Source organism: Dactylosporangium sp. NPDC005572 (genome assembly GCF_040605515.1).
Classification (GTDB): Bacteria; Actinomycetota; Actinomycetes; order Mycobacteriales; family Micromonosporaceae; genus Dactylosporangium.
In genome coordinates this window covers 43505-64419 of record NZ_JBEXCY010000013.1, presented here as the reverse complement: position 1 = coordinate 64419, position 20915 = coordinate 43505, and the positions used below count along the sequence as shown (strand labels likewise).

Below are 20915 nucleotides of genomic sequence, written 5' to 3'. Positions count from 1 at the left end.
GGTCGACCACGCGTCACCGATGCGCCGTACTACGTCCTGCGATGCTACGCTCGACGTAGTAGTGGAGGTGGCATGTCCGGACTCACCGCGTTCGGCCGGTTCTCGGAGCCGGCGTTGCTCGTTCTCGTCAGCCTTGCCGAGGGTCCCAAGCACGGGTACGCGATGCAGGACGACATCGCCGCCCTCACCGGGGAGCGCCCCGGCCCCGGCACGCTGTACGGGGCGATCCGCCGCCTCGAGGAACTGGGGCTCATCGAGGCCCTGCAGGAGCGGGAGCGCCGCAAGCCGTACCAGCTCACCGCCGGCGGCCGGGCGGCCCTGCAGGCGGAGCTGTCGCGCATGCGGGCCGTCGCCGGCACCGGCCTGCGCCGGTTGGCCCTGTCGTGAACCGCGCGGTCCGACTGGTCATCGCGCTGTACCCGCGGCACGTCCGGGACCGGTACGGCCCGGAGATCGCCGACCTGCTCAGCCACTCGCGGCGGCCGCTGCGTGACCTGGCCGACGTGGCTCGTTGCGCGCTCGCCGAACGAGTGCAGGCGCTCACGTACGCGCGGCTGCGTCCCCACGTCAACGCGACCACCGGCCTGATCGCCGCACCGGTGGCCTTCGCCGGCGCCTACCTCATGCTCTACACCCTCTGCGCGTGGACGTTCGCCGCCGTCGCCGCCGCAGCCGGCGCATCGGTCACCGCCGGGTCCGCGCGCATCGTGCCGGCGGCAGCGGCCCTGCCGGTCGCCGCCGGGGCGATCTGGCTGGCGGGACGCGCGCGGCTGCCGTTCACCTCGGCGCTCGCGCCGGCCGGGCTCACCGTCGGCGCGCTGACGGTGATGCTGCTCGTCACCGATGTCGGTCGATGGCCCGTGGCCGCCGCCGTCGGCGCCTGGGGGGTGACGACCGGAGCACTGTCCACAGTGGCCGTCGCACTGGTTCGCCGGGGACGTCGGAGCCGCGCGGTGCTCACGATGGCGTTCGGTGGCATCCTGGCGTGCGAGCTGGCAATCGCCGTGTACGGCCTGTCGGTGTTCGGCTCGGTGGGCGTGGCCGTCGCCGCCTACCCGGTGACCTCGCTCGGCATCGATCCGGGGTTGATGGGCGACCCGACCGGCCGGGTGGCCGACGCGATGACGATCCTGCCCGCGCTGCTCACCAGCTGCACCGCCTACGCCCTCGGGCTGGCGACCACCAGGCAGACCGGTGGCCGGACGACCGTCGCCACGCAGCGGGGAGCGGCCTGAGGCGTACCCGTGCCTGCCCCCACTCCACGGCGTCACGCATTGCCGGATTGCCGGACAATATGGCAATCTAGCGTGCATCGGGCCCGGTTTCAGGGAGGGGGCTGCGTGGTGGTCCTGGGCAGCGGTGACGTCAGGCGTCCGGTCAGCATGGCGGGGCGACCGGGAGGCCGGCGAGCGTGACGAGCCCGATCACCGGCCTGGGTGCGGGCATCCAGCGGCAGAGCACCACCGAGCAGGCCACCGACGCCGTCCGGCAGGCCATCCTGTCCGGCCGGCTGCTGCCGGGCACGCCGCTGCGTGAAGCCGCCCTCGCCGCCGAGCTCGGCATCTCCCGCAGTACCCTCCGCGAGGCCGCGCGGATCCTCGAAAGCGAGGGCCTGGTCAGCTACAAGATGAACCGCGGCATCGTCGTAACCGACCTCAGCGGGCCGGATGTCGCCGACATCTACGCTGCCCGCGCCGCCGTGGAGCTGGCCGCGGTCGACGCCCTCACCGGGCACCGGGACCCGGCGATCTACGCGAGCCTCGCCGACCTGGTCGACCAGATAGAACGCGCCTTCGGCCAGGGCGACACCGCCGCCGTGCTCGACGGTGACCGGCGCTTCCACGCCACCCTGGTCGCGGCCACCGGCAGTCCCCGGCTGCGCCGCTTCTACGGACAGCTCCAGCAGGAGCAGCGCCTCGCGCTGGCGCTGTCCGAGCGCTCCCACCGTGAGCTCGGCCGCACCGCGGACGACCACCGCCAGCTCCTGGACGCGCTGCACGGCAGCCCGCAGCAGGCCAGGGCGGAGCTCACCGCGCACCTGCAAGCAGGCGCCGCCGAGCTGCAACGGCTCCTCGACCTACTCGCCCGCCGGAAGGAAAGAGGGACACCTCGTGGCTGACCACAGCACCGACGGCGCGTGGGATCTGATCGTCACGCCCTGGCACCTCGACGAGTACATCCCGGCCTTCCCGATCCCCGCCACGGAGACCCAGGTCGTCCGCCCGGACCTCCCCGCCGGCCCCGTCCCCGCCCGCATGGGCCTGCTGCACCGGGCCGCCACCGACGCGGTGACGCGGGCCGCCAGGCCCCTGGTGCTCTCCGGCGACTGCCCCACCGCCCTCGCGACGGTAGCCGGGCTGCAGCACCGCCATCGCGACCTGGCCGTGCTGTGGCTGGACGCCCACGGCGACTTCAACACCCCCGCCATATCGACCAGCGGCTACCTCGGCGGCATGGCGCTGGCCATGCTGACCGGCCGCACACCCGGCCTGTTCGACGACACGCTCGGCCTGCGACCCATCCCCGATACCAGCGTCGTGCTCGCTGACGCCCGCGATCTCGACCCCGCCGAACGCGACGCCCTCACCACCAGTCACGTCCACCGCGTGCCCGCCGAACCCGCCGCGATCACCGCTGCCCTCGACCGGCTCGGTCCCGCCCCCGTCTACCTCCACCTCGACATCGACGTCATCGACGGCGCCCAACTGCCCGGCGCGCGCTTTCCCTCCGGCCCCGGCCCCTCCCTCGCCCAGATCGAGGAATGCCTGGCCGCCGCCTGCGCCACCGCCGACATCGCCGCCGCCTACATCGCCTGCGCCTGGCTCCCCGAGCACGCCGGCGACCACACCAGCCGCCGGACAATCACCCGCCTCACCGCAGCACTCGGTGCCGGCCTGACCTGGCACGAGCCCGGCGACAGCTGACCGTCCAGCCAGGCGCTGGCCGCCCTCGCGAGCCGAACGCCGCTCCGGCTACTTCGGGATGAGGTCGGCTTCGGCGCACATCGCCAGCACCTCGCGGACCGTGGCCACCATCGCGTCGACGGTGCGCTGCTCGTCGGCGGTGCCCTTGGCGGTTGCGCCGTCGGGTCCGCGGCGGTAGCCGGATCCTGCGCGCAGCCGCCGACGGCCAGCAGGGCGGCGATCGCGACACCGAGGACAAGCCTGTTCATGATCGATGAGGGTGCCATACCCCGGATCGGCGGTGTGTCCCGTGAGGGTCCGGCGGAGGGCCGCTGGCTCGGGGTCCGCTCCCTCCCTGTCTCTGGACGCCCCGGAACGCGTGTGCTCCGATGGAGGGATGCGGTTCGATGTCGACACGAAGGCCTCACCGGAGCAGGTGCGCCGGGCCTTCACGGACTTCAGCGAGCGCCGGGCGCAGATCTGGAGCCGCACCCTCGATCCGAAGAAGTACGAGCTGCGCGAGCAGGGCGACACGTGGGCGGTCGCGCGGGAGAGCACTCCCGGCTCGCCGTTCTGGGTGGTCGCCCGCTACGACTGGTCGGACCCCGCGGTCATCAGCTGGACGGTCGTGGAGAGCAGCTACGGGGGCGACGGCGACGGATTCGTACGGATCACGCCGGGGTCCGACGGAGGCAGCCGGCTCCACGTCGAGTGGACCAGCACCAACGCGCGCGGGCTGCAGCGGCCCCTGCTGTTCCTGCTGCATCTCGGCCCCATGGGCCGGCTGGTGTCCCGAATGTATGCCACCACCCTGGACCGGTACGCCCAGGAGCATCGCGACTGATCCGCACCTGGTCCTCGGCGTCGAAGGAGTGCGGCAGCGGCGTGTGCGGACGTCAGAGCTGGTCGTATGGTGGCTCGGCGGCGGCTCGGCGGGGCGGCGTGCGGGGGTACACCTCGATCTCGGGATGGTTGTCGCGGAAGAGGGCCAGTCCCGGTGGCGTTGTTGCTGTGTCAACGAGGTCGAGCCGGCCGAGGTTGTACCGCTCAAGCAGCGGAATGATCGCATCGGTCACCGGGGTTCCGCGCAGGCTCAGCGATCGCACGCTCGTCACGCTGCTGAGCAGCGTCGCCACCTCGTGATCGGTGCCGCGCGTGAGGTGGATGTCGAGGCGGTCGAGACTGGCCGGCAGCCGCGTGGGGTCGCCGAGCCTGGCGGCTGTGAGGGTCATGTTCCGTACCGCCGGGCCGGCGGTACCGTCCAGCCACAGGCTTTCCGCGGCGCTGAAATTGATCGTGGTCACGGCCGGCGCGACGGCTGCGAGCGTGCCGTACCCCCAGGGACGTGACGGCAGGTTGGTGATCGTCAGGTCGGTGAGGTCGTGCAGCGGCGAGCCGCCGGCGTCGACCCGGAAGTCGTCGGGGGCGGTCAGGTGCAGCCGCAGCGTCCGCAGCTTCGGGAAGCGGGCGAACGCCGACATGCCATTGCCGGCCAGCGTACAGACGCGGTGTTCGAAGATCTCGACGTTCCGCATCGGCGGCAGTTCGGCGAGCAGGTGATCATCGAACGCGTCGGTCCTGAGGTCGAACGACCAGACGTTGTCGGCGGCGGTCGCCAGGTGCAGGGCGTCGGACCGGTCCCAGCACTCGGCGCGGCGGTGAATGCTGAACCGTGCGCCGTCGTGCTGGGGCGGCAGCGCCGGGCTGAGGACGTGGAACGGCGGCGTGCCTTCTCCGGCATGGTAGAGCCGCGTGTCGTCGTCGGTGAAGCGGCCGCAGCACACGACCTCGATCACGGTCGCGGCACCCGTCTCGCCGACCACCGAGAGATTGACCCACTCGGGCACGCGGCCGTTGCGCCACAACTCGGCCACGACCGTCTCCGCGTCCACCTTGTTGAGCGCCGCGGCCCGGCGGTGGGCGCTGTCCTGCGGATACCTGACCTCGCCGGCTTGTGGTGGGTGCCCGTCGTACGACTGGTTGAGCCGTACCCGGAACCTGAGCTGCGACGGCAGTTCCTCGACAACGAACTCCCGCCCGAGGACCCACGCGCCCTGAGCCGCCGCGGCGAACCTCGCATTGAACACGTCCCGATCCACATGATCAACCTACCGGCTGGCAGCGAACGCCTGCGGCCAGGACGGCTGAGCGGATGTGTCAAGATCGATCGGTGGACCCGATTGAGATTGAGACGACGGAGTCGGGCAGGTACAGCCTTTGGCTCGAAGCAGGCACGACCGGCGTCGACGAGGTGATCCGCGAACTCGGTCACGAGCCGAACGGCCACTTCTGGGCAGGCATCGCCGACCTGCTCGTGGCATCCGAGGTGCCAAGCCTGAAGGGGCGATTCTCGCCTGACCCTGAGGCGGGAGCATTCTGCGCCTACAGCGACGACCGGGCCGCGCTGGAGGACCTGGTCGCTCGACTCCACAAGGCCGCGACGGAGGAGACCCGGCTGCGGCAACTCGTCGACCTGGCGACCGCCACAGGGTTCGAGTTCGACGACTGATCACTCACGAGATCACCGGAACGCCCTGTGGTCGAGATCGAGTGCGCGTCGCACGGCTCCGATAGGCGGACGCCGGAAACCAACCGGCATGGCGCCCTGCTGGCCTGCTCGAGCTGGACTGGTCCGGACCTGAACCCTCCTCGCTGGACGATCTCGACGAGCTCGCACCGCTCCCCCTGACCCACCATGGACACGTCGGCGAGGCCTTTTCAACCGACTCGACGGCACGACCGGCACGTTCATCGAGACCGTGGAACGAGAGGAACTCTTCGAGGCACTCGACGCCATCGTCGACCACGCCGAGGCCATGCACGGGCGCACCTTCAACACCGCCCGCCGGCACCTCGCGGCCGGCGTCGAAGACGTCCGAGAGTGGTGACCAACGGACGTGCATTGCGCCAGGATCTTCGGGCGGCAGGCAATCGCATTAGTTCACCTTTATCAATCAGTAGAGACGTACGCCCACGGGTCCGGCCACAGTTCTACCGGCTCCCGTCCGTGGACCACCGCCATGGCTTCGTCGGCCTCACCCTGGCGAAGCAGCATCTCGGCCAGGATGCCCCCGATGAAATGCGACGTGGCATGCGGCCGGAGCAGCACGATCGCCTCGTCGGTCCGGCCCAGGTCACCCAGGATGTAGGCCGCCGACTGCAACATGGAATCCCCTCCGGCTTCCGGATGCGCCCGCACCAGGGCGAGGGCCTCCTCGCTTCGCCCGCACTCCTGGAGCAGCCAGATCCGATCGCGGAACAGATCACCGGAGCCGAACTCGCGCTCCAGCTCCTCGATGTAGGCCAGCGCGTCCTGGGGACGTCCCTCCTCGATCAGGAACATCCACAGCTGGGTGGTGGTGCACCCGTGTGTGACCTGTTCCGCCCGGACAGCCGCGTACAGCACGTCGACGGCCTCGTCGATGCGGCCATGCCGGTGGAGCAGCCTGGCCAGAGCTGATGCCGCGTTGATGTTGCCCACGTCGGCGAAGATGCGCAGGGTGTCCACCGCCTCCGCCACCCGCTGCTGCCCCTCCAGCAGCTCCGCCAGGCGGTAGGCAGCGTGCTCCCGCCCCTCCCCCGCCACCAGTTCTCGCAGCTCGGACTCCCGACCCGCTTTGCCTAGCAGGTCGGCCAGGTATTCAAGCTGGTTGACCGACGTTCGCCGGACCCTCCGCAACAGGGCGATCGCCTGGTCCACCCGGCCTTGCCGGTCCAGCACGGTCGCCAGCAACTCTGCCGCGTTCCACGGCTCGGCCCGCCACTTGTCGGGATGCCGCTCCACGGCGGCCACCAGCGTCTCCAGTTCAGCGACGACGTCCTCGTCACGCCCCTGGCCGGCGGTCGCCTCGACCAGAGCCTGCGCCATCCACCATTCACCGAGCCGCGGGCGCAGCAAGGTGAGCACCTCGTCGACCCGGCCGAGCCGGCCGAGCAGGGAAGCCAGGTAGTGCACCGCGTTCCGGTCACCGGCATCGGCGTAAGGCCGCACGAACGCGACCGCCGCCTCCGCACCCAAGGAGGCCTCCAGGATGGCGATCATCCTACTGGCCGCGGCGCTCCAACGATCCGGCCCGACGAAGCCGCCGTAGACCTCCAGTGCAGCGTCCACCTCACCACGGCGGACCAGTTCTTTCCCGAGCGCCTCGCCGCATCTCCAGTCGCCCTTGGCGGCCTCGGCCCGCAGCACGTCGAGGCGGTCACGCTCCAAGAGCAGCCGTACGACGCCGTACGGAACGCATGCATCATCGTCCACGAGCCGGCACGCTACCGCCGCCCTCTGACATTTTCGTTGCGATGGCCGACAGCGCTGTGGGCGTCGGTACGGCGATGCCCACAGTGCCTGGACGATCCTGTGGCGTCACCACAGAGGCAGCTGGCCCGGTGCCACGGCGATCTGGCACAGTCGGCGCTCCTCGGCCTGTTCGCGGGTCCAGGACTCGGGTCCGAGCCACAGCGCCTCCCGTGCCCACACGCCGTGCGATTGCCCGGCCAGCCAGCAGGCGAACCACTCGGGCAGCGTCAGGTGCAGCTTGTGCCGTTCGCCCTCGGACCACCACCACATCTGCCCCTGGGGGTGCCGGCAGTCCAGCAGCACACACATGGCGCACCCGAAGTCGCAGAAGAACACGACCCCGCGCGGCGGCCCGGGCGGTTCGTCCGGATCGTCATGTGGACCCTCCCGCCCGTCCGTCTGCTCCACGAGCGGGGAGTCGCCTTCGGTGATGCCCTCGATCCCGCCGAATGGGCCGATCCCGCCGTCGGCGAGCTCCAGGTAGATCCGCCGGACCAGGGGCGGCAACGGATATCCGATCACCGCCTCGGCCCGCCGGACGTCTTCCTCCGACGCCGGCGCCCGCAGTGGAACCGTGTGGTCCAGATCCGTCGGGCGGCCCTGCTCGACCCGGCGTCGGATCGCCTCGAAGATCTCCTCGTCGGTCACGCCGTTGTGCATCACAGCAACACCTCAGCTCGCCACCGGCGTCGGCTGGTGAACGGTTGACGCTTCGTCCCGCACGTGCCGGCGCACGCCCCGGATGAGCAGGTAGCCGACCATCCAGAACTCGCCCACGGACGCCGGATACGCAAGCGCCTCGGCGACGACTTGTGCGTCGGGGGCGAGGTACCTGATGAACGCGCTGAGCACGTACCCGGCACCGCCGGCGACGAGCACCCATCCCAGGACGCGCGGCATCCAGCCCGAGCGCAGCACGCACCAGCCCATGGGGACGAGCCACAGGCCGAAGAACAGTGCTCCCACGCCCCACAGGTTGTCGCTGACCAGATACAGGACCTGGACGTTGGCCGCCGCGTCACCGACCGGGTCGACCGATACCCCGACCGCCGTGGCCAACAGTGCCGCGCTCACGAGGCCCACGATCGCGTTGACCAGTCCGAAGGCGGCGATGCCGCTCGCAGCCACGGGGTCCGCGGTGCGGAACAGGCGATGGAACCAGACGGCGGCGAGCGTCTGGGTGACGACCATACCCAGCTCCAAGGCAACGCCGGCGCGGGCGAGCGACTCGTGCGCAACCAGGTTGGCCAGCGTCGCATTGGGGTCGTCGGCCGCGAAGAGCTGCGGGCGGACAATGAGGAACCCGAGTACGCCGGTGATGGCATTGCCGAGGTAGAACAGCCCGGTCATGCGGGCGGTACGCGTCAGCGCGTGGGTTGGCATGATCCCTCCCTGATTTCGGGTGCGTGGAACCGGGCCGCGCGGCGGTTGCCTCGCGCGCCGTGTCACGTTGTGGGGTCTACTCGTGGATGTCGGGGTACCCGAAGACGTCGTCGAGTCGCACCCGGAATACCCGCGCGATCTGGAAGGCCACCTCCAGCGACGGCGAGTAGCGACCCTGTTCGATCGCGATAATGGTCTGGCGGGTCACCCCGAGGTGGTCGGCCAGCTCCGCCTGGGTCATCTCCCCGTGGGCGAAGCGCAGCGCCCGAATCGAGTTCGTGACCCTGGTCGGCTTACCCATCGCGATCAGCCCCGCCGGTACGCGACGATCTTCACCACCGCCGAGGCCAGCGCGGCCAGGACGAACGCCAGGTACAGCGAGTGGGCGATCCAGAAGTGCTCGACCTTCGCCATCGCCAGGGCCAGCGGCACGATCGCGGCGACGCTCATGACGTAGAACCCGACGTACTCACCCCGCCGGTTGATCTCCCGATCGCGCTCGTCGGTCCTGTCCGGATCCTTGGGCGAGGCCATGGCGGCGACGATGGCCAGGACGATGCTCGCGACGATCCCGAGGCCGATCGAGGTGAGCATCGGCCCCACGTAGGCGATCCTCGCCACGTCCGTGCCCGGCACCTTGGACAGGACGATCGCCAGGTAGGCGGCCGGGACGACGGTGCCGACCAGTGCGGAGATCCAGGTGCGCTTCTCTTCGGAGGACATGTCCCGCTCCCCATGTACAAAAAACTTGACATGTCGAAGGTAAAGCGGTCCTGACATGGTGTCAACAATCTTTAACATCAAACCCTCGAGCCGGAGTGTGTACCGGCGGCAGCCTCGCTGGTCACCGCGTCGGCGTTCGCCGGACCGAGCCTGGCGTGTTCACCTGGCGCGAACTCGGTGGCATGATCGGCTGGTGATGGGTCCGGATGGTGCGGTCACCGGCCACACTGCGGTCGAGCAGCGGTTGATCACCGCGGTCGCCGCCGGGGAGTTCCTCGACCTGGCCGATGAGGAGGACCGTGGCATCCGGGCGTCGGTGATCCGCGACCTGGTGCGCGGCAGGCTCGTCGACGATCCGGACCCCCGCGGTGTCCGGCTGCGCCGCGGTGTCATCGAAGGCCGGATCGACCTGCAGAAGGTGGTCAGCGACATCTGGCTGGAGCTGACCGACTGCGACCTGCTCGGCGGCGTGAGTCTCCGCGACGCGAGGATCGCGGGGTTCGTCGCGACCGGATGCCGCATCGAGCGGTCGGTGGACGCGCAGCGGGTGCACACGCGAGTGTTCGATGTGCGCCGGAGCACGGTCACCGGAGGTACGGTCTCCCTCCGCGACGCGCAGATCGGCGAGCTTGTGTGTGACGGAGCGCGAGTCGAGAACCCCGCGGGATTCGCCGCGGACGCCTCGAACGCGAGGATCGAGAGCCGGGCCAGCTTCGGGGACGGCTTCACCGCCACCGGCGCGATCGGGCTCATCGGGGCTCGGATCGGCGGCGAACTTCGGTTCAGCGGAGCGCGGCTGACGAACGACTCCGGGCCGGCGCTCGTTGCTGACCGGCTCCAGGTCGGTCAGAGCATCTGGTTCGACGAGGGGTTCACCGCCACCGCGGACAGCGGGGAGGGCGCTGTCCGGCTCGTCGCGGCGAACATCGGCGGCAACGTGTACTGCAACGGTGCGCGGATGGAGAACCGCAGCGGGCCGGCCCTCCTGGGCGACGCGGTACAGATCGACGGAGACCTTTCCTTCCGGCGCGGGTTCACCGTCGAGGCTGCCAGCGAAGATGGCGCCGTCCGCCTCCGCGACGCCCGCATCGGTGGCGAACTCAGCTGCACCGGTGCGCGGCTGACGAACACCGGTGGGACTGCGCTTTACGCCACCGGCCTCCACGTCGGCGGAATCGCGTACCTGAGCGGCATGACCGCATCCTCCACCGGCGCTCGTGGCACGCTGCACCTGCGCAACGCCGTCATCGGCAGCGACCTGAGCTGCCACTCGACGACGCTGCGCAACTCGACCGGACCAGCCCTTGTCGCCGACCGGCTCACCGTCGGCGGACGGGCCTACCTGTACGGCCTCGTCGCGTCCGGCGGCGGAGGGCAGGCTGTGCTCGACCTCAGCGGTACACACATCGAGGGTGAAATCTCGCTCGACGTCCGGACAGTGCAACGCACGGGTCTCAACGTGGGGAAACTGGTGGCGCTGGACGGGTTGACCTACCGCGGGCTGCCGCGGGAGATGCCGCTGCAGGACTGGTTGGCGATGCTGCGCGACCGCACGCCAGGCTACGCCGCGCAGCCCTATCAGCAGCTGGCCGCCGCGTACCGGGCCGCCGGGCACGACCACGACGCACGGGCGATCCTGATCGCGCAGCGCCGCGACCAGCTGCGGCGCGCCGAACCGTCCCGCTCCGCGCGCCTCTGGGGCCGACTCACCGGCCTCGTCCTCGGCTACGGGTACCAGTCGTGGCGCGCCCTGGTACTGCTCCTCGTCACGCTCGTCGCAGCGGTGACGCTCAGCGTCGCCGGTGGCGAGCAGGGTGGCCTCGCACGCAAGGCCACCGCCGCCGCCGCCGCCGCACCGTGTACCACCATCGAACATGTCGGAGTCGGGCTGGACCTCGGCACTCCGCTGCTCAAGACCGGAGCCCGCGACCAGTGCCAGCCCACCGACACCACCACCGGCCGGGTCCTGACCGTCGCCGGCTGGGTCTTCCAGCTCCTCGCCTGGACCCTCGCGACGCTCTTCATCGCCGGCTTCACCAGCGCGGTCCGCAAGACCTGACCGATCCCGATGCCGGCCGGTCCGCTCAGGTTCGGTGATCAGCGCAAATGGGTCGGGGGTGCGATCGGCCTCATCGTCGCAGGTCTCCCAGACGACCATGGACGGGTGAAGGCGCGTCTCCTGGGCCACATTGCAGTCGTCGGTCCGGGAAGCAACCAAGGAGCCGCACTGCTCGCAGGCCACGCAGGGCTCCCATCCCACCAGGGACCAACTGCCCCCGCCTTTGGTGTCGGCCTTGCCGACGCCTCATCCGAACGTGCCGTCCTCGCGTTCGGTGAACTCGGCGCAGCCGTCGTGCTCGAAACGGACCTGCCCGTCAAGGGCGGAGAGAACGTTGGTGCAGGCTCCGTAGTCGCGGCCGATCGCGCCTTGTAGCGCGATCCAGTAGCGGCAGCCGCCGCACTGTTCGTAGTACCAGGCTTCCTTGTAGTCGTCCTGACCGGTCTTGCGGTTGAGCCGGTCGAGCCACCGCGCATGGCACGCATCGTTGTGGGCCTTATTGCCGCCCGTCCACGGTCCGTGTTCGGTCACCGAGTCATGATCGGCCGCGACGTGGACGGACACCACCGGTATTCGTCCGGCCGAGTCTGGTCGCCGAGCATGAAGGCCATCGCGAGATCATCGTCCGTTGCGGACAAAGCGATTAGCGTCCCGATGATCGCTACCTACAGCGCCCACCTCATCGCGCTCACCGGCAACGTAGCCGTCCAGCGACGCTACGCTCTGACTCTCGCGCGCAACCGGCCCGCTCCGGCCGGCGGGCAGCCAACAGAGGTCAGGCGCGATGACCGTCGATCACGTGAACGTGACGAAGGCCCGGGCCGAATGCGGCGACGTCGGCGGGCGATCCGTGGTGCGGCTTCGTCGAGCGGAACCGGCCCTCATGCACAGCTACGTCATAGCAGCCGCCACCGGCCGGATACTCGGCCAGGACTCCGGTGAGATGATGACGCTCAACCCAGGCCAAGCCCTGCGCCTCGTCGAAGAACACCCCAGAGGCAAACTGGGCGCCATCGCCATGGAAGACCCACACCCGGTCTATCGCCAGTTCCGCAGACACGCCGCAGAGTCTCTACGAGAGCAACGGTGACAGCAACGAGAAGCTCGAGTCTGCCGCCTGGTTGGTGGAACGCACGATCTGGGGCAGCGGCGAGGCAGACCTCTGCACGGCGCGCCTGGCTGACGACCGGGCTGGCCGATCGAGAGGACCTGGACGGGCTGCTCGACGAACTGGTCCGCCTGCTCGCCCGTGACGAGTTGCAGACGCATGTTGGTCGATGATCGAATGCCGTCCATCATGATGGCCTGCCGCGAGTCCTCGACGTTCTATCAAGCCGCCGACGGCAGGGAACTGCCCCTGCTGCTGTTCGAGCCGGGCGATGGGACGCGGCCCCGCGCCGGCATCGTCGTGTTCCATGGCGGCGCGTTGCGCGAGGGATCGGCCGACGGGCTGGCCCCGCACTGCCGGAGACTTGCGTCGCGCGGAATCTTCGCGGTGTCAGCCGGGTACCGGCTGCTCGGTCATGGCGCTGCCAGCATCGACGACTGCATCGCTGATGTTCGGCGCGCGATCGAACAGTTCGGGCGGCTGGCCGCGCTGCGCGGCCTGGGGGCAGCGCAGCTGGCCTCGGGTGGCAGTTCGGCCGGGGCTCATCTCGCCCTGGTTGCCGCGATGATCGCCCCCGCGCCGGAGTCCGGCGTCGCCGCCGTCGTGGCACTCAATCCCGCAGGAGTGGATCTGCACTCGCTCGACTCAGAAGTGCAGCGCCACCTCGAACACCAGGTCGGCATCGCCGCAGGCCGATTGATCGACTACTCGCTGATCCGGTACGTGCAGCCAGGAAATCCGCCGATGCTGATTCACCACGGCACCCGCGACGAGATCGAGCCGATCGACAGTGTACGGCGGTTCCGGGACGCGATGGTGCGCTCCGGCAACGAGTGCACGCTACGCGAGTACGAACACGCCGAGCACGGATTCCACTACCCCGCCAACGGCGCGCACTTCGACGCCGTCATCGACATCTCAGCGCGGTTCCTCCTCGACCGGATCGCAGCGAAGTAATCCACCTCAGCTCCTGACGCGGCCCTCGGGCGTGTCCACGACGAAGCAGGCCGTATACAGGATGTCCAGCAGGCTGGCCCGGACCAACGAAAGCTTCTCGGCCGGCAGGTCGAGGCGTACCCGGTAGTCACGCGGAAACCCCAGCTTGGCTGCTGCCCGACGGTCCAGCTCCAACGACAGCATCGGCCCGATGAGCGTCCAGGCGCACACCGCCCCGGTCGCCACCTCACCAGCGCTGTTGATCACCTCGTCCACCTCGCCCCCGGTCCCGCCATAGCGCAGACGGATCATCACGACGTGCAACCCGTTCGCGGACAGGATCAGCGTGGAGCTGTCGTCGGTCTCCCGGACGTCGGCCCGGTCGACGTGAGGCACGCTATCCACGGCTGGGACTGTAGCAACGGGTCTCACAGGCTGACGAGCAGATTCCGCCGGCGGAAACGTCAAACCAGGCCGTGACAGCGGTTCGATGGACGTGGTGGGCTTGTCGGGATGGAGGCCGAGTCGGTGAAGCTGGGTGGCGCGGACGTGGACGATGACGCTGCGGTCCCAGTTTCCATTCGCGTCACGCCCGCAGGGGGCGATGACCAGGATGTCGTCGAGGTCGAAGGGCATCCCGTCGATGCCATGCTCACGCAGTCAAGTCTGTAGCGCTTCGATCGGCTTCGGGTGCCCGGACCAGATGTCGTAGGCGAGTACGCGAACAAACTCGCCGGTCGGTGTGTCCATAGGGTTCAGGATGCGCCTCGGGCCAGGCGGATGTCGCTGCGTTTCAGACGCCTGCGGCCGGGAGTTCCACGCTGTGCGTCCACCCAGCCGCCGTCCAGGTTGCCACGAGACGCGGCAGGTGAGTCGCATGGCCACCACGCAGCAGCCGTCGTCCGAGGAAAGTGACGCTCGCTCGGCCGAGCGCGTACCGTACGAAGCTGGTGACGGACGTCGCGGTGCATCCGGCGGCCTGCCCGCACACGGCAGTAGACAGATTCGATGAGTGGCCCATCGTTATCCATGAGCCCAGGCAGACCACCTCCCACGGACGAGGGTGGTCCTGGAGGCGATGTCCTGCCGGCGGCCCCGGCACAGCAAGGCACCCGCCGGGCTTGTATGCAGGATGCCTTGCTGGCGGCCGGGCCGCTATCAGCCACCTGTTCCGCGGATCGTGCCCTCCCCGGTGGCGCGCGTGCCGCATCGCCTTGTCGAGGACGACGATGCGGCACGCTCCGAGCCTCGCCTCAACCCGGCAGGAGTTACTGATGGTCTCCCACGCGTCGGCCGATGCACACCACACGGATGCGCACCGCACGGACCTGCAGCGCCTGATGAGCCGTCAGGACCGGCCTCAGGTGACACGTGCCGTGATCGCTTCCTCGTGGGCGCGGAGTCTGCGTGGAGGGCTGCAACCCGATGCCATCAGCTTCCCGTACCAGCCGGACTTCGACGAGTCGGCGCGGTTGACGTGGGCTGCGGAGCCTGTCGTGGCTCGGCTGGCCCGGGACCTCGAAGGCAGCGGCATGGGCGTGGTGGTCGCGGACGAACGCGGCCACATCATCGACCGCCGGGTCGACGATCCGGCCCTCGCGCAACTGTTCGACCGGATCAACCTCGCTCCCGGCTTCCTGTACGGCGAGGACGTGATCGGCACCAACGGCATCGGAACCGCGATCGTCGATGCCCAGACATCGATGGTGACCGGCACGGAGCACTTCGCCGAGACCCTCATCGGCATGGCCTGTGCGGCCAGTCCCATCAGTGGACCCGACGGGCAACCCGTCGGGGTGATCAATCTGACCGGCCACAGCGACCACGCCACCCCGCTCATGCAGAGCCTCGTCAGGCGCGCCGCCGAAGACATCGAACAGCGGTTGCGGGCCGACACCGCGGCCACCGAACGGGCACTGCGGGAACAGTTCGCCGTCGCCAACCGCGGTACCAGGGGCCCGCTGGTCCTCCTCGGCCCGACGACCACGCTGGCCAACCCGGCGGCGGCGAGGTTGCTGCACGGCACGGACCAGGAACGCTTGTGGAACCTCTTCGCACCGGCGCTGGCCGGTGCCGGTCCAGCTCCCCGGCAGCTCTCGCTCACCGACGGCTCCTGGCTGACCATCCGGTACGAACCGGTCACCGACGGCGGCCGGGTCCTCGGCGTGCTGGTCTGGTTCCGGCGAACACCACCGGACACAACCGTCGACGAGTCGACGTCACCGGCCGGGCTGCCGAGCCTCAGCCGCACCGAACGCACGGTCGCGGACCTCGTCGGCGAAGGGCTGACCAACCGCGCCATCGCACAACGACTGGCGCTGTCCCCGTCCAGCGTCCGCACCCACCTGCACCGCGTGATGATCAAGCTCGGGATCCGGTCCCGCATCCAGCTCGCCCGTGCCCTCGAACGCTCCGCGGCGAAAGCACGCACGTTCGCCGCCATCGACGACACCCGCCGCCGCATCGAACGCGACCTCGAAGACGGCGTGCAACAACACCTCGCCAGGCTCGGCCTGTCGCTCAGCCTGGCGCGAACCTCGGTCCCGCCCGAACGCGCGCAGCTCTCCGACGACCTCGACAAGGTCGCCGGCGGCCTCGTCGCGGCAGCCGAAAGCCTCCGCGACACCTACCGGGACGTCTACCCGGCAATCCTCGCCGACCGCGGCCTGCGCCCGGCGATCCAGTCGCTCGCCCGCCGCTCCCCCATGCCGGTGGAGGTCGACCTGCGCGTGGGCGAGCGGCTCCCGCAGCCGGTCGAGATCGGCGTCTACCACATCGTCTACGAGGCGCTGCGCAACGCGGCCATCCACGCACGCGCCAGCATCGTCGACATCACCATCACAACGTCCGACGGCATCCTCGAGGTGACGATCCGCGACAACGGCGTCGGCGGCGCCGATCCCAACGGTGCGGAACTCACCGACCTGACCGACCGGGTCGAGGCGATGAACGCCACGATACGGCTGACCAGCCCTCCAGGGGCCGGAACAGTCATGCACATCAAAGTACCGGTCGACGGCGACCGCACAGCATGATCGGGTTGTCAGTGATGGCCGGGGACGGCGGTTACGAGCCGGGCCTGAGGACTCGCCGGGAGCGCGGAGCGGGCGGGGTACACAAGCACCGGGCCGGCGACGTCCACGGTGACCCGGTCGCCGGCGGCGCAGGCGACGGCCGCGTCGGCACGCGCGTCCAGGCGGGTCCCGTCCGGCAGCTCCAGGGTGAGGATGGTGTCGGCGCCGAGGAAGCCGTTCGCGCGGACCGTGGCCGTGCCCGTGGGCGTGGGGGTCACGCGCAGCTGCTCCGGCCGGACGAAGACGGTGGCGGCGCCGTCCGGGCAGGGGTGCGCCACGGCCAGCGTGCCGAGCGGGGAGGACGCCGTGCCGGCGGTGACCGTTGCGGGCAGGGCCGTGCCGGGTCCGAGCAGCCGGGCGGTGTCGAGGTCGGCCGGCGCGGCGTACACCTCGCGGGCCGGTCCGACCTGGGTGAACGCGCCGTGGTTGAGGACCGCTACCTGGTCGGACAGTGACAGCGCCTCGGTCTGGTCGTGGGTGACGAGGAGCGTGGTCACCCCGGAGGCGCGCAGCGCGTCGGTGATGGCGGCGCGGGTGGCCGCGCGCAGGCCGGTGTCCAGCGACGAGAACGGCTCGTCGAGCAGCACGAGCGCGGGGCGGCGGGCCAGGGCGCGGGCGAGCGCGACCCGCTGCTGCTGGCCGCCGGACAGCTGGTGCGGATGGCGGCGGGCCAAAGCCGGGTCGAGGCGGACGAGGTCGAGGACCTCGGCGACGCGGCGGCGGCGCTGCGCCCGGGAGCCGTCGGAGCGGGCCAGGCCGAAGGCGACGTTGCCCTCGACGGTGAGGTGCGGGAACAGCGCCCCCTCCTGGGCGACGTAGCCGATGTTGCGGCGCTCCGGCGGTACCGCGGAAACCACCTGTCCGTCGAGGGAGATGGTCCCGTCGTCCGCGCGGTCGAAGCCGGCGACCAGCCGCAGGAAGGTCGTCTTGCCGCAGCCGGACGGGCCCAGGATCGTCGTGGTCGTGCCCTCGGCGACGTCGAGGCCGACCCGGTCGAGGATCCGGGACCGGCCGTAGTGCTTGGTCAGGTTCCGCACCGACAGGGCGGTCATGGTCGAGCTCCTCGGGTGGACTGGCGCAACAGGAGGTACGCCGCCGGCAGCGACAGCGCGATCATGCACACGGCGTAGGGCGCGGCCCGCGGATAGTCGATCTCGGCGGTGGCGGCCCAGAACTCGGTCGCCAGGGTGTGGGTGCCGGTCGGCGCGAGCAGCAGGGTCGCGGTCAGCTCGGTGGTGACCGCGAGGAACACGAGCGCGGCCGCCGCGAGCGTGCCGGGTGCGGCGAGCGGGAGGGTGACCCGGCGGAACGTGCCGAGCGCCGACCGGCCGAGCGCCCGGGACGCCTCGTCGAGCGCGGGCGGCGCCTGGGCGACGGCCGCGCGCAGGTTCACCATGGCGCGGGGCAGGAACAGCATCACGTAGGCGGCCACGGCCAGCGCGGTGGTCTGGTAGAGGGGGCGGGCGTACCGGATCGACGCGGTGACCAGCGACAGCCCGACGACGACGCCGGGCACGGAGCTGGCGAGGTAGGTGCTGCGCTCCATGACGGTGCTCAGCCAGCCGCGATGACGCACGGCCAGCCAGGCGAGCGGGAAGGCGCACACGACCGCGGCCGCGGCGGCGAGCGCGCCGAGCTTCGCCGTGGTCGCCAGCACCGGCAGCAGGGTCGCCGGGTCCCAGGCCGCCGCGGTGGTGTAGGTGAGCCAGTGGATCACGCTGTACGCCGGGATGCCGATCGCGAGCCCGAGCAGGGCGAGCAGCAGCGCGACGACGGGCGCGGTCCACCAGCCCAGCCGGACGGCGGTGGCGGGGCGGGCGGCGCCGGCGCCGAGGCGGGAGGTCCGCGCCCGGCCGCGGACGAGCACCTCGACGGTGACGAACGCCAGGCAGCACAGCACCAGCACGGCGGCGAGCATGTTGGCCGCCGTGGACGCGAACGTCGACTCGTACTGGGCGATGATCGCGGTGGTGAACGTCGGGAAGCGCAGCTGCTCGATGGCGCCGAACTCGGCGAGCAGGTGCAGCGCGACGAGCAGCGCCCCGCCGGCCATCGCCGTGCGCAGCTGCGGCAGCACGACGCGGACGAACACGCGCAGCGGCCCGCAGCCCAGGGCCCGGGCCGACTCCTCCAGCGCCGGGTCCAGCCCGCGCAGCGACGCGGCGACCGGCAGCAGGACGAACGGGTAGTACGACAGCGTCGTGACGATGGCCGAGGCGGCCAGCCCGTCCAGCGCCGGCCGCACCGTGATCCAGGCGTAGCTGTTGATGAACGCCGGGATGGCCAGCGGCGCGGTCAGCAGCGCGAGCCACGCCCCGCGCCACGGCAGCGACGTGCGTTCCACGATCCAGGCCAGGGCGGTGCCGAGGACGAGGCAACAGCCGGTGGCGGTACCGCACAGCGCGAGCGTGTTGCCCAGCAGCTCGGCGATAAGGGGCCGGAAGATGAGCGGGCGGGCGACGGCCCAGCCCACCTCGTACGAGTAGTAGGCGATGAACACCAGCGGTATCGCGGCGAACACGGTGACGGGAACGCACAGCGCCAGCAGGCGCGGCGGTGGCAGCGACCGTCGTCGCCGGGCCGCCGTGCCTGCTGGCCGTGTTGCCTGCAGCATGCGGTTCAGAGCAGCCCGGCCGACGTCATCAGCTGGGTGACCTTCTGGCTGTTGAGCTTGGACTCGTCGACGGCGGGCGCGCCGAGCTCCGACAGCGGCTTGAGGGCCTTGTTCGCGGCGATGCCCTGGCCGACCGTGTACTCGTAGGCGGTGCCGTTGGCGAGGATGGTCTGGCCTTCCTGGCCGGTGATGAAGTTGACGAGCGCCTGGGCCTCGTTGGGGTGCTTGCTCGACTTGAGCACGCCGCCGCCGGAGACGCTGACGAACGCGCCCGGGTCCTGGTTGCCGAAGAAGTGCAGCTTGACGTTGGCGCTGTTCTCCTTGGTCTTGGCCTGGTCACCGTACCAGTAGTAGTGGTAGATGACCGCGCTGGCGACCGTGCCCGCGTTGACGGCCTTCATCGCGGCGCTGTTGCCGCTGAACGCCTGCCCGTTGCTCTTGAGCGCGGCGAGCCAGGCGGCGGTGGCCGCCTCGCCCTTGAGCTCAAGCATGGCACTGACGATCGCCTGGAAGTCGGCGCCCTTGGGGGCGGCGCCGTAGCGGTTCTTCCACTTCGGGTCCTGCAGGTCCATGATCGACTTCGGCAGGTCGGCCTCGGGGAGCAGTGCGGGGTTGTACGCCAGGACGGTCGCACGGGCGGCGATGCCGATCCAGTTCTTCGTCGACGGCACGTACTCGGCGGGGACCTGGGCCAGGGTGGCCGGGGCGATCGGCGCGAACAGGCCGGCGTTCTCGACCAGCGACATGGCCGGGGAGTTCTCGGTGAGGAACACGTCGGCCGGGGACGCGGAGCCCTCGGCGGCGAGCTGGTTGGCCATCGTCAGGTCGCTGCCCTGGCGGATCTCGACCTTGACGCCGGTCTTGGCGGTGAACGCGGCGACCCACTCCTTGGTGAGGGTGTCGTGCTGCGCGTTGTACAGCACGAGGGTCACGTTGGGATCGAGCGCGGGAGTGCTGCCACCCGACGCGGCCGCCTGCGGCGTCGCATCGGTTCCGCCGCCGCAGGCGGCCAGGACTACGGCGACGGCCGGCGCCGCGAGCAGGGCGAGCAGCCGGCGACGAGCGGTCATTGCGGGGTTCGACACAGGGAGATGTCCTTCAGTCAGAGGTCGGACGGCCCGTGTTAGGGTCGCCTAACCTAGCTTTTGGGCTGCGCCGCGATCCGCCAATCCCCCAATTTCGGGGGACCGTCGAAAGGGGACCCACCGCGATGACCCCGACGACGTCCCTGGCGTCCCGGTCGGTACTGCTGGTCGACGACCATCGCGTCTTCACCGACGTGCTCGCGTTCGCCCTGGACGCGCAGCCCGGCCTGCGCTGCGTCGCGGTGGCCAACTCGGCCGGCGCCGCGCTCGCGACCGCGGCGTTCGACATCGCGATCGTGGACCTGCAGCTGCCCGACGGCGACGGCCTCGACGTCGTGCGCGAGCTGCGCGCCCGGCACCCGGCCGCGCTGCTGATCGTGCTCACCGGCCATCCCGGGCCCGGCCTCACCGAGCGGGCCCGCGCCGCCGGCGCCGACGCGGCCCTGGCCAAGGACGACGCGCTGGGCAGCGTGCTCGACGCCATCCGCCGCGCCGAACCGGACGCCGCGCCATCCGCGGTACCGCACCTGAGCCCCCGCGAACGGCAGGTCCTGGCGCTGCTCGCCACCGGTGCCCCCGCCGGGCGGATCGCCGCCGAGCTGGGCCTGTCCCTGCACACCGTGCGTGACTACGTCAAGGCACTCCTGGCCAAGCTCGGGGCGCGCTCCCAGCTCGACGCCGTGGCCGTCGCCGGCCGGCTCGGCCTGCTCGCGCGACCGGACCGGTTCCGGTGAGA

At 70.6% G+C, this 20915-nt stretch carries 23 protein-coding genes; 11 read left to right on the top strand and 12 right to left on the bottom strand.

All coding sequences use genetic code 11. From position 1 onward, the window contains the following. Positions 1 to 72: 72 nt before the first annotated feature. The 5 genes from ABZS66_RS09975 (at position 73) to ABZS66_RS09955 (ending at position 3747) form a co-directional block, all read left to right on the top strand. On the top strand, positions 73 to 387 hold the full coding sequence (locus ABZS66_RS09975; RefSeq protein WP_354756727.1) for a PadR family transcriptional regulator: 315 nt from the start codon (positions 73 to 75) through the stop codon (positions 385 to 387). Then, on the top strand, positions 384 to 1235 hold the full coding sequence (locus ABZS66_RS09970; protein ID WP_354756726.1) for a hypothetical protein: 852 nt from the start codon (positions 384 to 386) through the stop codon (positions 1233 to 1235). Before ABZS66_RS09975 ends, ABZS66_RS09970 begins: the two co-directional genes overlap by 4 nt. A gap of 176 nt (positions 1236 to 1411) precedes the next feature. Further along, positions 1412 to 2119, top strand: coding sequence for a GntR family transcriptional regulator (locus ABZS66_RS09965; protein ID WP_354756725.1), 708 nt, complete (start codon positions 1412 to 1414; stop codon positions 2117 to 2119). Continuing rightward, on the top strand, positions 2112 to 2924 hold the full coding sequence (locus ABZS66_RS09960) for an arginase family protein (RefSeq protein ID WP_354756724.1): 813 nt from the start codon (positions 2112 to 2114) through the stop codon (positions 2922 to 2924). The genes ABZS66_RS09965 and ABZS66_RS09960 overlap by 8 nt, the downstream gene beginning before the upstream one ends. A 376-nt stretch (positions 2925 to 3300) precedes the next feature. Continuing rightward, a complete protein-coding gene (locus ABZS66_RS09955) occupies positions 3301 to 3747 on the top strand; it encodes an SRPBCC family protein (RefSeq protein WP_354756723.1) in 447 nt (148 codons plus the stop codon). A 52-nt stretch (positions 3748 to 3799) separates the two neighbouring features. Here the strand turns inward: ABZS66_RS09955 and ABZS66_RS09950 are convergent, their stop codons facing one another. Next, positions 3800 to 5002, bottom strand: a complete 1203-nt coding sequence (locus ABZS66_RS09950) for a hypothetical protein (RefSeq protein WP_354756722.1) — start codon at positions 5000 to 5002, stop codon at positions 3800 to 3802. A gap of 71 nt (positions 5003 to 5073) precedes the next feature. On the opposite strand from ABZS66_RS09950, the gene ABZS66_RS09945 reads away from it, so the two are divergent. Next, the gene (locus tag ABZS66_RS09945) at positions 5074 to 5412 is read left to right on the top strand and encodes an Imm51 family immunity protein (protein WP_354756721.1); all 339 of its coding nucleotides are present in this window, start codon (positions 5074 to 5076) and stop codon (positions 5410 to 5412) included. A 250-nt stretch (positions 5413 to 5662) separates the two neighbouring features. Beyond that, entirely contained in the window at positions 5663 to 5791 is a 129-nt protein-coding gene (locus ABZS66_RS09940; RefSeq protein WP_354756720.1) for a hypothetical protein, read from the top strand. A gap of 62 nt (positions 5792 to 5853) precedes the next feature. Here the strand turns inward: ABZS66_RS09940 and ABZS66_RS09935 are convergent, their stop codons facing one another. From ABZS66_RS09935 to ABZS66_RS09915, 5 genes are all read right to left on the bottom strand, one after another. Next, complete coding sequence (locus ABZS66_RS09935) at positions 5854 to 7158, bottom strand: hypothetical protein (RefSeq protein ID WP_354756719.1); 1305 nt, start codon at positions 7156 to 7158, stop codon at positions 5854 to 5856. A gap of 105 nt (positions 7159 to 7263) precedes the next feature. Further along, complete coding sequence (locus ABZS66_RS09930) at positions 7264 to 7857, bottom strand: SMI1/KNR4 family protein (protein WP_354756780.1); 594 nt, start codon at positions 7855 to 7857, stop codon at positions 7264 to 7266. Between the two features lie 12 nt (positions 7858 to 7869). After that, positions 7870 to 8580, bottom strand: a complete 711-nt coding sequence (locus ABZS66_RS09925) for a DUF4386 domain-containing protein (RefSeq protein WP_354756718.1) — start codon at positions 8578 to 8580, stop codon at positions 7870 to 7872. A gap of 76 nt (positions 8581 to 8656) precedes the next feature. Then, positions 8657 to 8881 carry a helix-turn-helix transcriptional regulator gene (locus ABZS66_RS09920; protein WP_354756717.1) on the bottom strand — a complete coding sequence of 75 codons (225 nt, stop codon included), beginning with the start codon at positions 8879 to 8881 and terminating at the stop codon, positions 8657 to 8659. A 5-nt stretch (positions 8882 to 8886) separates the two neighbouring features. Then, on the bottom strand, positions 8887 to 9303 hold the full coding sequence (locus ABZS66_RS09915) for a hypothetical protein (protein ID WP_354756716.1): 417 nt from the start codon (positions 9301 to 9303) through the stop codon (positions 8887 to 8889). 193 nt (positions 9304 to 9496) lie between these two features. On the opposite strand from ABZS66_RS09915, the gene ABZS66_RS09910 reads away from it, so the two are divergent. Further along, positions 9497 to 11362, top strand: coding sequence for a hypothetical protein (locus ABZS66_RS09910; protein WP_354756715.1), 1866 nt, complete (start codon positions 9497 to 9499; stop codon positions 11360 to 11362). A 246-nt stretch (positions 11363 to 11608) separates the two neighbouring features. Here ABZS66_RS09910 and ABZS66_RS09905 read toward each other — a convergent pair whose 3' ends face one another. Next, complete coding sequence (locus ABZS66_RS09905; protein WP_354756714.1) at positions 11609 to 11893, bottom strand: DUF3027 domain-containing protein; 285 nt, start codon at positions 11891 to 11893, stop codon at positions 11609 to 11611. Between the two features lie 244 nt (positions 11894 to 12137). Beyond that, positions 12138 to 12422 (bottom strand): hypothetical protein, encoded by a 285-nt coding sequence (locus tag ABZS66_RS09900; protein ID WP_354756713.1) that lies wholly within the window; start codon positions 12420 to 12422, stop codon positions 12138 to 12140. A 207-nt stretch (positions 12423 to 12629) separates the two neighbouring features. Here ABZS66_RS09900 and ABZS66_RS09895 point away from each other — a divergent pair, with 207 nt between their 5' ends. Then, on the top strand, positions 12630 to 13427 hold the full coding sequence (locus ABZS66_RS09895) for an alpha/beta hydrolase (RefSeq protein ID WP_354756712.1): 798 nt from the start codon (positions 12630 to 12632) through the stop codon (positions 13425 to 13427). Positions 13428 to 13433: 6 nt separating this feature from the next. Here ABZS66_RS09895 and ABZS66_RS09890 read toward each other — a convergent pair whose 3' ends face one another. Further along, positions 13434 to 14042, bottom strand: a complete 609-nt coding sequence (locus tag ABZS66_RS09890) for a hypothetical protein (protein WP_354756711.1) — start codon at positions 14040 to 14042, stop codon at positions 13434 to 13436. Between the two features lie 860 nt (positions 14043 to 14902). On the opposite strand from ABZS66_RS09890, the gene ABZS66_RS09885 reads away from it, so the two are divergent. Continuing rightward, on the top strand, positions 14903 to 16441 hold the full coding sequence (locus ABZS66_RS09885) for a LuxR C-terminal-related transcriptional regulator (protein WP_354756710.1): 1539 nt from the start codon (positions 14903 to 14905) through the stop codon (positions 16439 to 16441). 8 nt (positions 16442 to 16449) lie between these two features. On the opposite strand, the gene ABZS66_RS09880 is transcribed toward ABZS66_RS09885, so the two are convergent. From ABZS66_RS09880 to ABZS66_RS09870, 3 genes are read right to left on the bottom strand one after another with little or no spacing between them, the layout of a single operon-like run. After that, entirely contained in the window at positions 16450 to 17532 is a 1083-nt protein-coding gene (locus tag ABZS66_RS09880) for an ABC transporter ATP-binding protein (protein WP_354756709.1), read from the bottom strand. Continuing rightward, positions 17529 to 19094, bottom strand: coding sequence for an iron ABC transporter permease (locus ABZS66_RS09875; RefSeq protein WP_354756708.1), 1566 nt, complete (start codon positions 19092 to 19094; stop codon positions 17529 to 17531). Before ABZS66_RS09875 ends, ABZS66_RS09880 begins: the two co-directional genes overlap by 4 nt. A gap of 5 nt (positions 19095 to 19099) precedes the next feature. After that, complete coding sequence (locus ABZS66_RS09870; protein ID WP_354756707.1) at positions 19100 to 20179, bottom strand: iron ABC transporter substrate-binding protein; 1080 nt, start codon at positions 20177 to 20179, stop codon at positions 19100 to 19102. 125 nt (positions 20180 to 20304) lie between these two features. Here ABZS66_RS09870 and ABZS66_RS09865 point away from each other — a divergent pair, with 125 nt between their 5' ends. Next, positions 20305 to 20913 carry a response regulator transcription factor gene (locus ABZS66_RS09865; RefSeq protein WP_354756706.1) on the top strand — a complete coding sequence of 203 codons (609 nt, stop codon included), beginning with the start codon at positions 20305 to 20307 and terminating at the stop codon, positions 20911 to 20913. Positions 20914 to 20915 lie beyond the last annotated feature (2 nt).

Bases quoted from the DNA above. Each gene is read 5' to 3' on its own strand.
- ABZS66_RS09975 (WP_354756727.1), top strand. From the start codon at position 73: ATGTCCGGACTCACCGCGTTCGGCCGGTTCTCGGAGCCGGCGTTGCTC.
- ABZS66_RS09955 (WP_354756723.1), top strand. From the start codon at position 3,301: ATGCGGTTCGATGTCGACACGAAGGCCTCACCGGAGCAGGTGCGCCGG.
- ABZS66_RS09930 (WP_354756780.1), bottom strand. From the start codon at position 7,857: ATGCACAACGGCGTGACCGACGAGGAGATCTTCGAGGCGATCCGACGC.
- ABZS66_RS09925 (WP_354756718.1), bottom strand. From the start codon at position 8,580: ATGCCAACCCACGCGCTGACGCGTACCGCCCGCATGACCGGGCTGTTC.
- ABZS66_RS09920 (WP_354756717.1), bottom strand. From the start codon at position 8,881: ATGGGTAAGCCGACCAGGGTCACGAACTCGATTCGGGCGCTGCGCTTC.
- ABZS66_RS09915 (WP_354756716.1), bottom strand. From the start codon at position 9,303: ATGTCCTCCGAAGAGAAGCGCACCTGGATCTCCGCACTGGTCGGCACC.
- ABZS66_RS09895 (WP_354756712.1), top strand. From the start codon at position 12,630: ATGTTGGTCGATGATCGAATGCCGTCCATCATGATGGCCTGCCGCGAG.
- ABZS66_RS09890 (WP_354756711.1), bottom strand. From the start codon at position 14,042: ATGCCCTTCGACCTCGACGACATCCTGGTCATCGCCCCCTGCGGGCGT.
- ABZS66_RS09880 (WP_354756709.1), bottom strand. From the start codon at position 17,532: ATGACCGCCCTGTCGGTGCGGAACCTGACCAAGCACTACGGCCGGTCC.
- ABZS66_RS09875 (WP_354756708.1), bottom strand. From the start codon at position 19,094: ATGCTGCAGGCAACACGGCCAGCAGGCACGGCGGCCCGGCGACGACGG.
- ABZS66_RS09865 (WP_354756706.1), top strand. From the start codon at position 20,305: ATGACCCCGACGACGTCCCTGGCGTCCCGGTCGGTACTGCTGGTCGAC.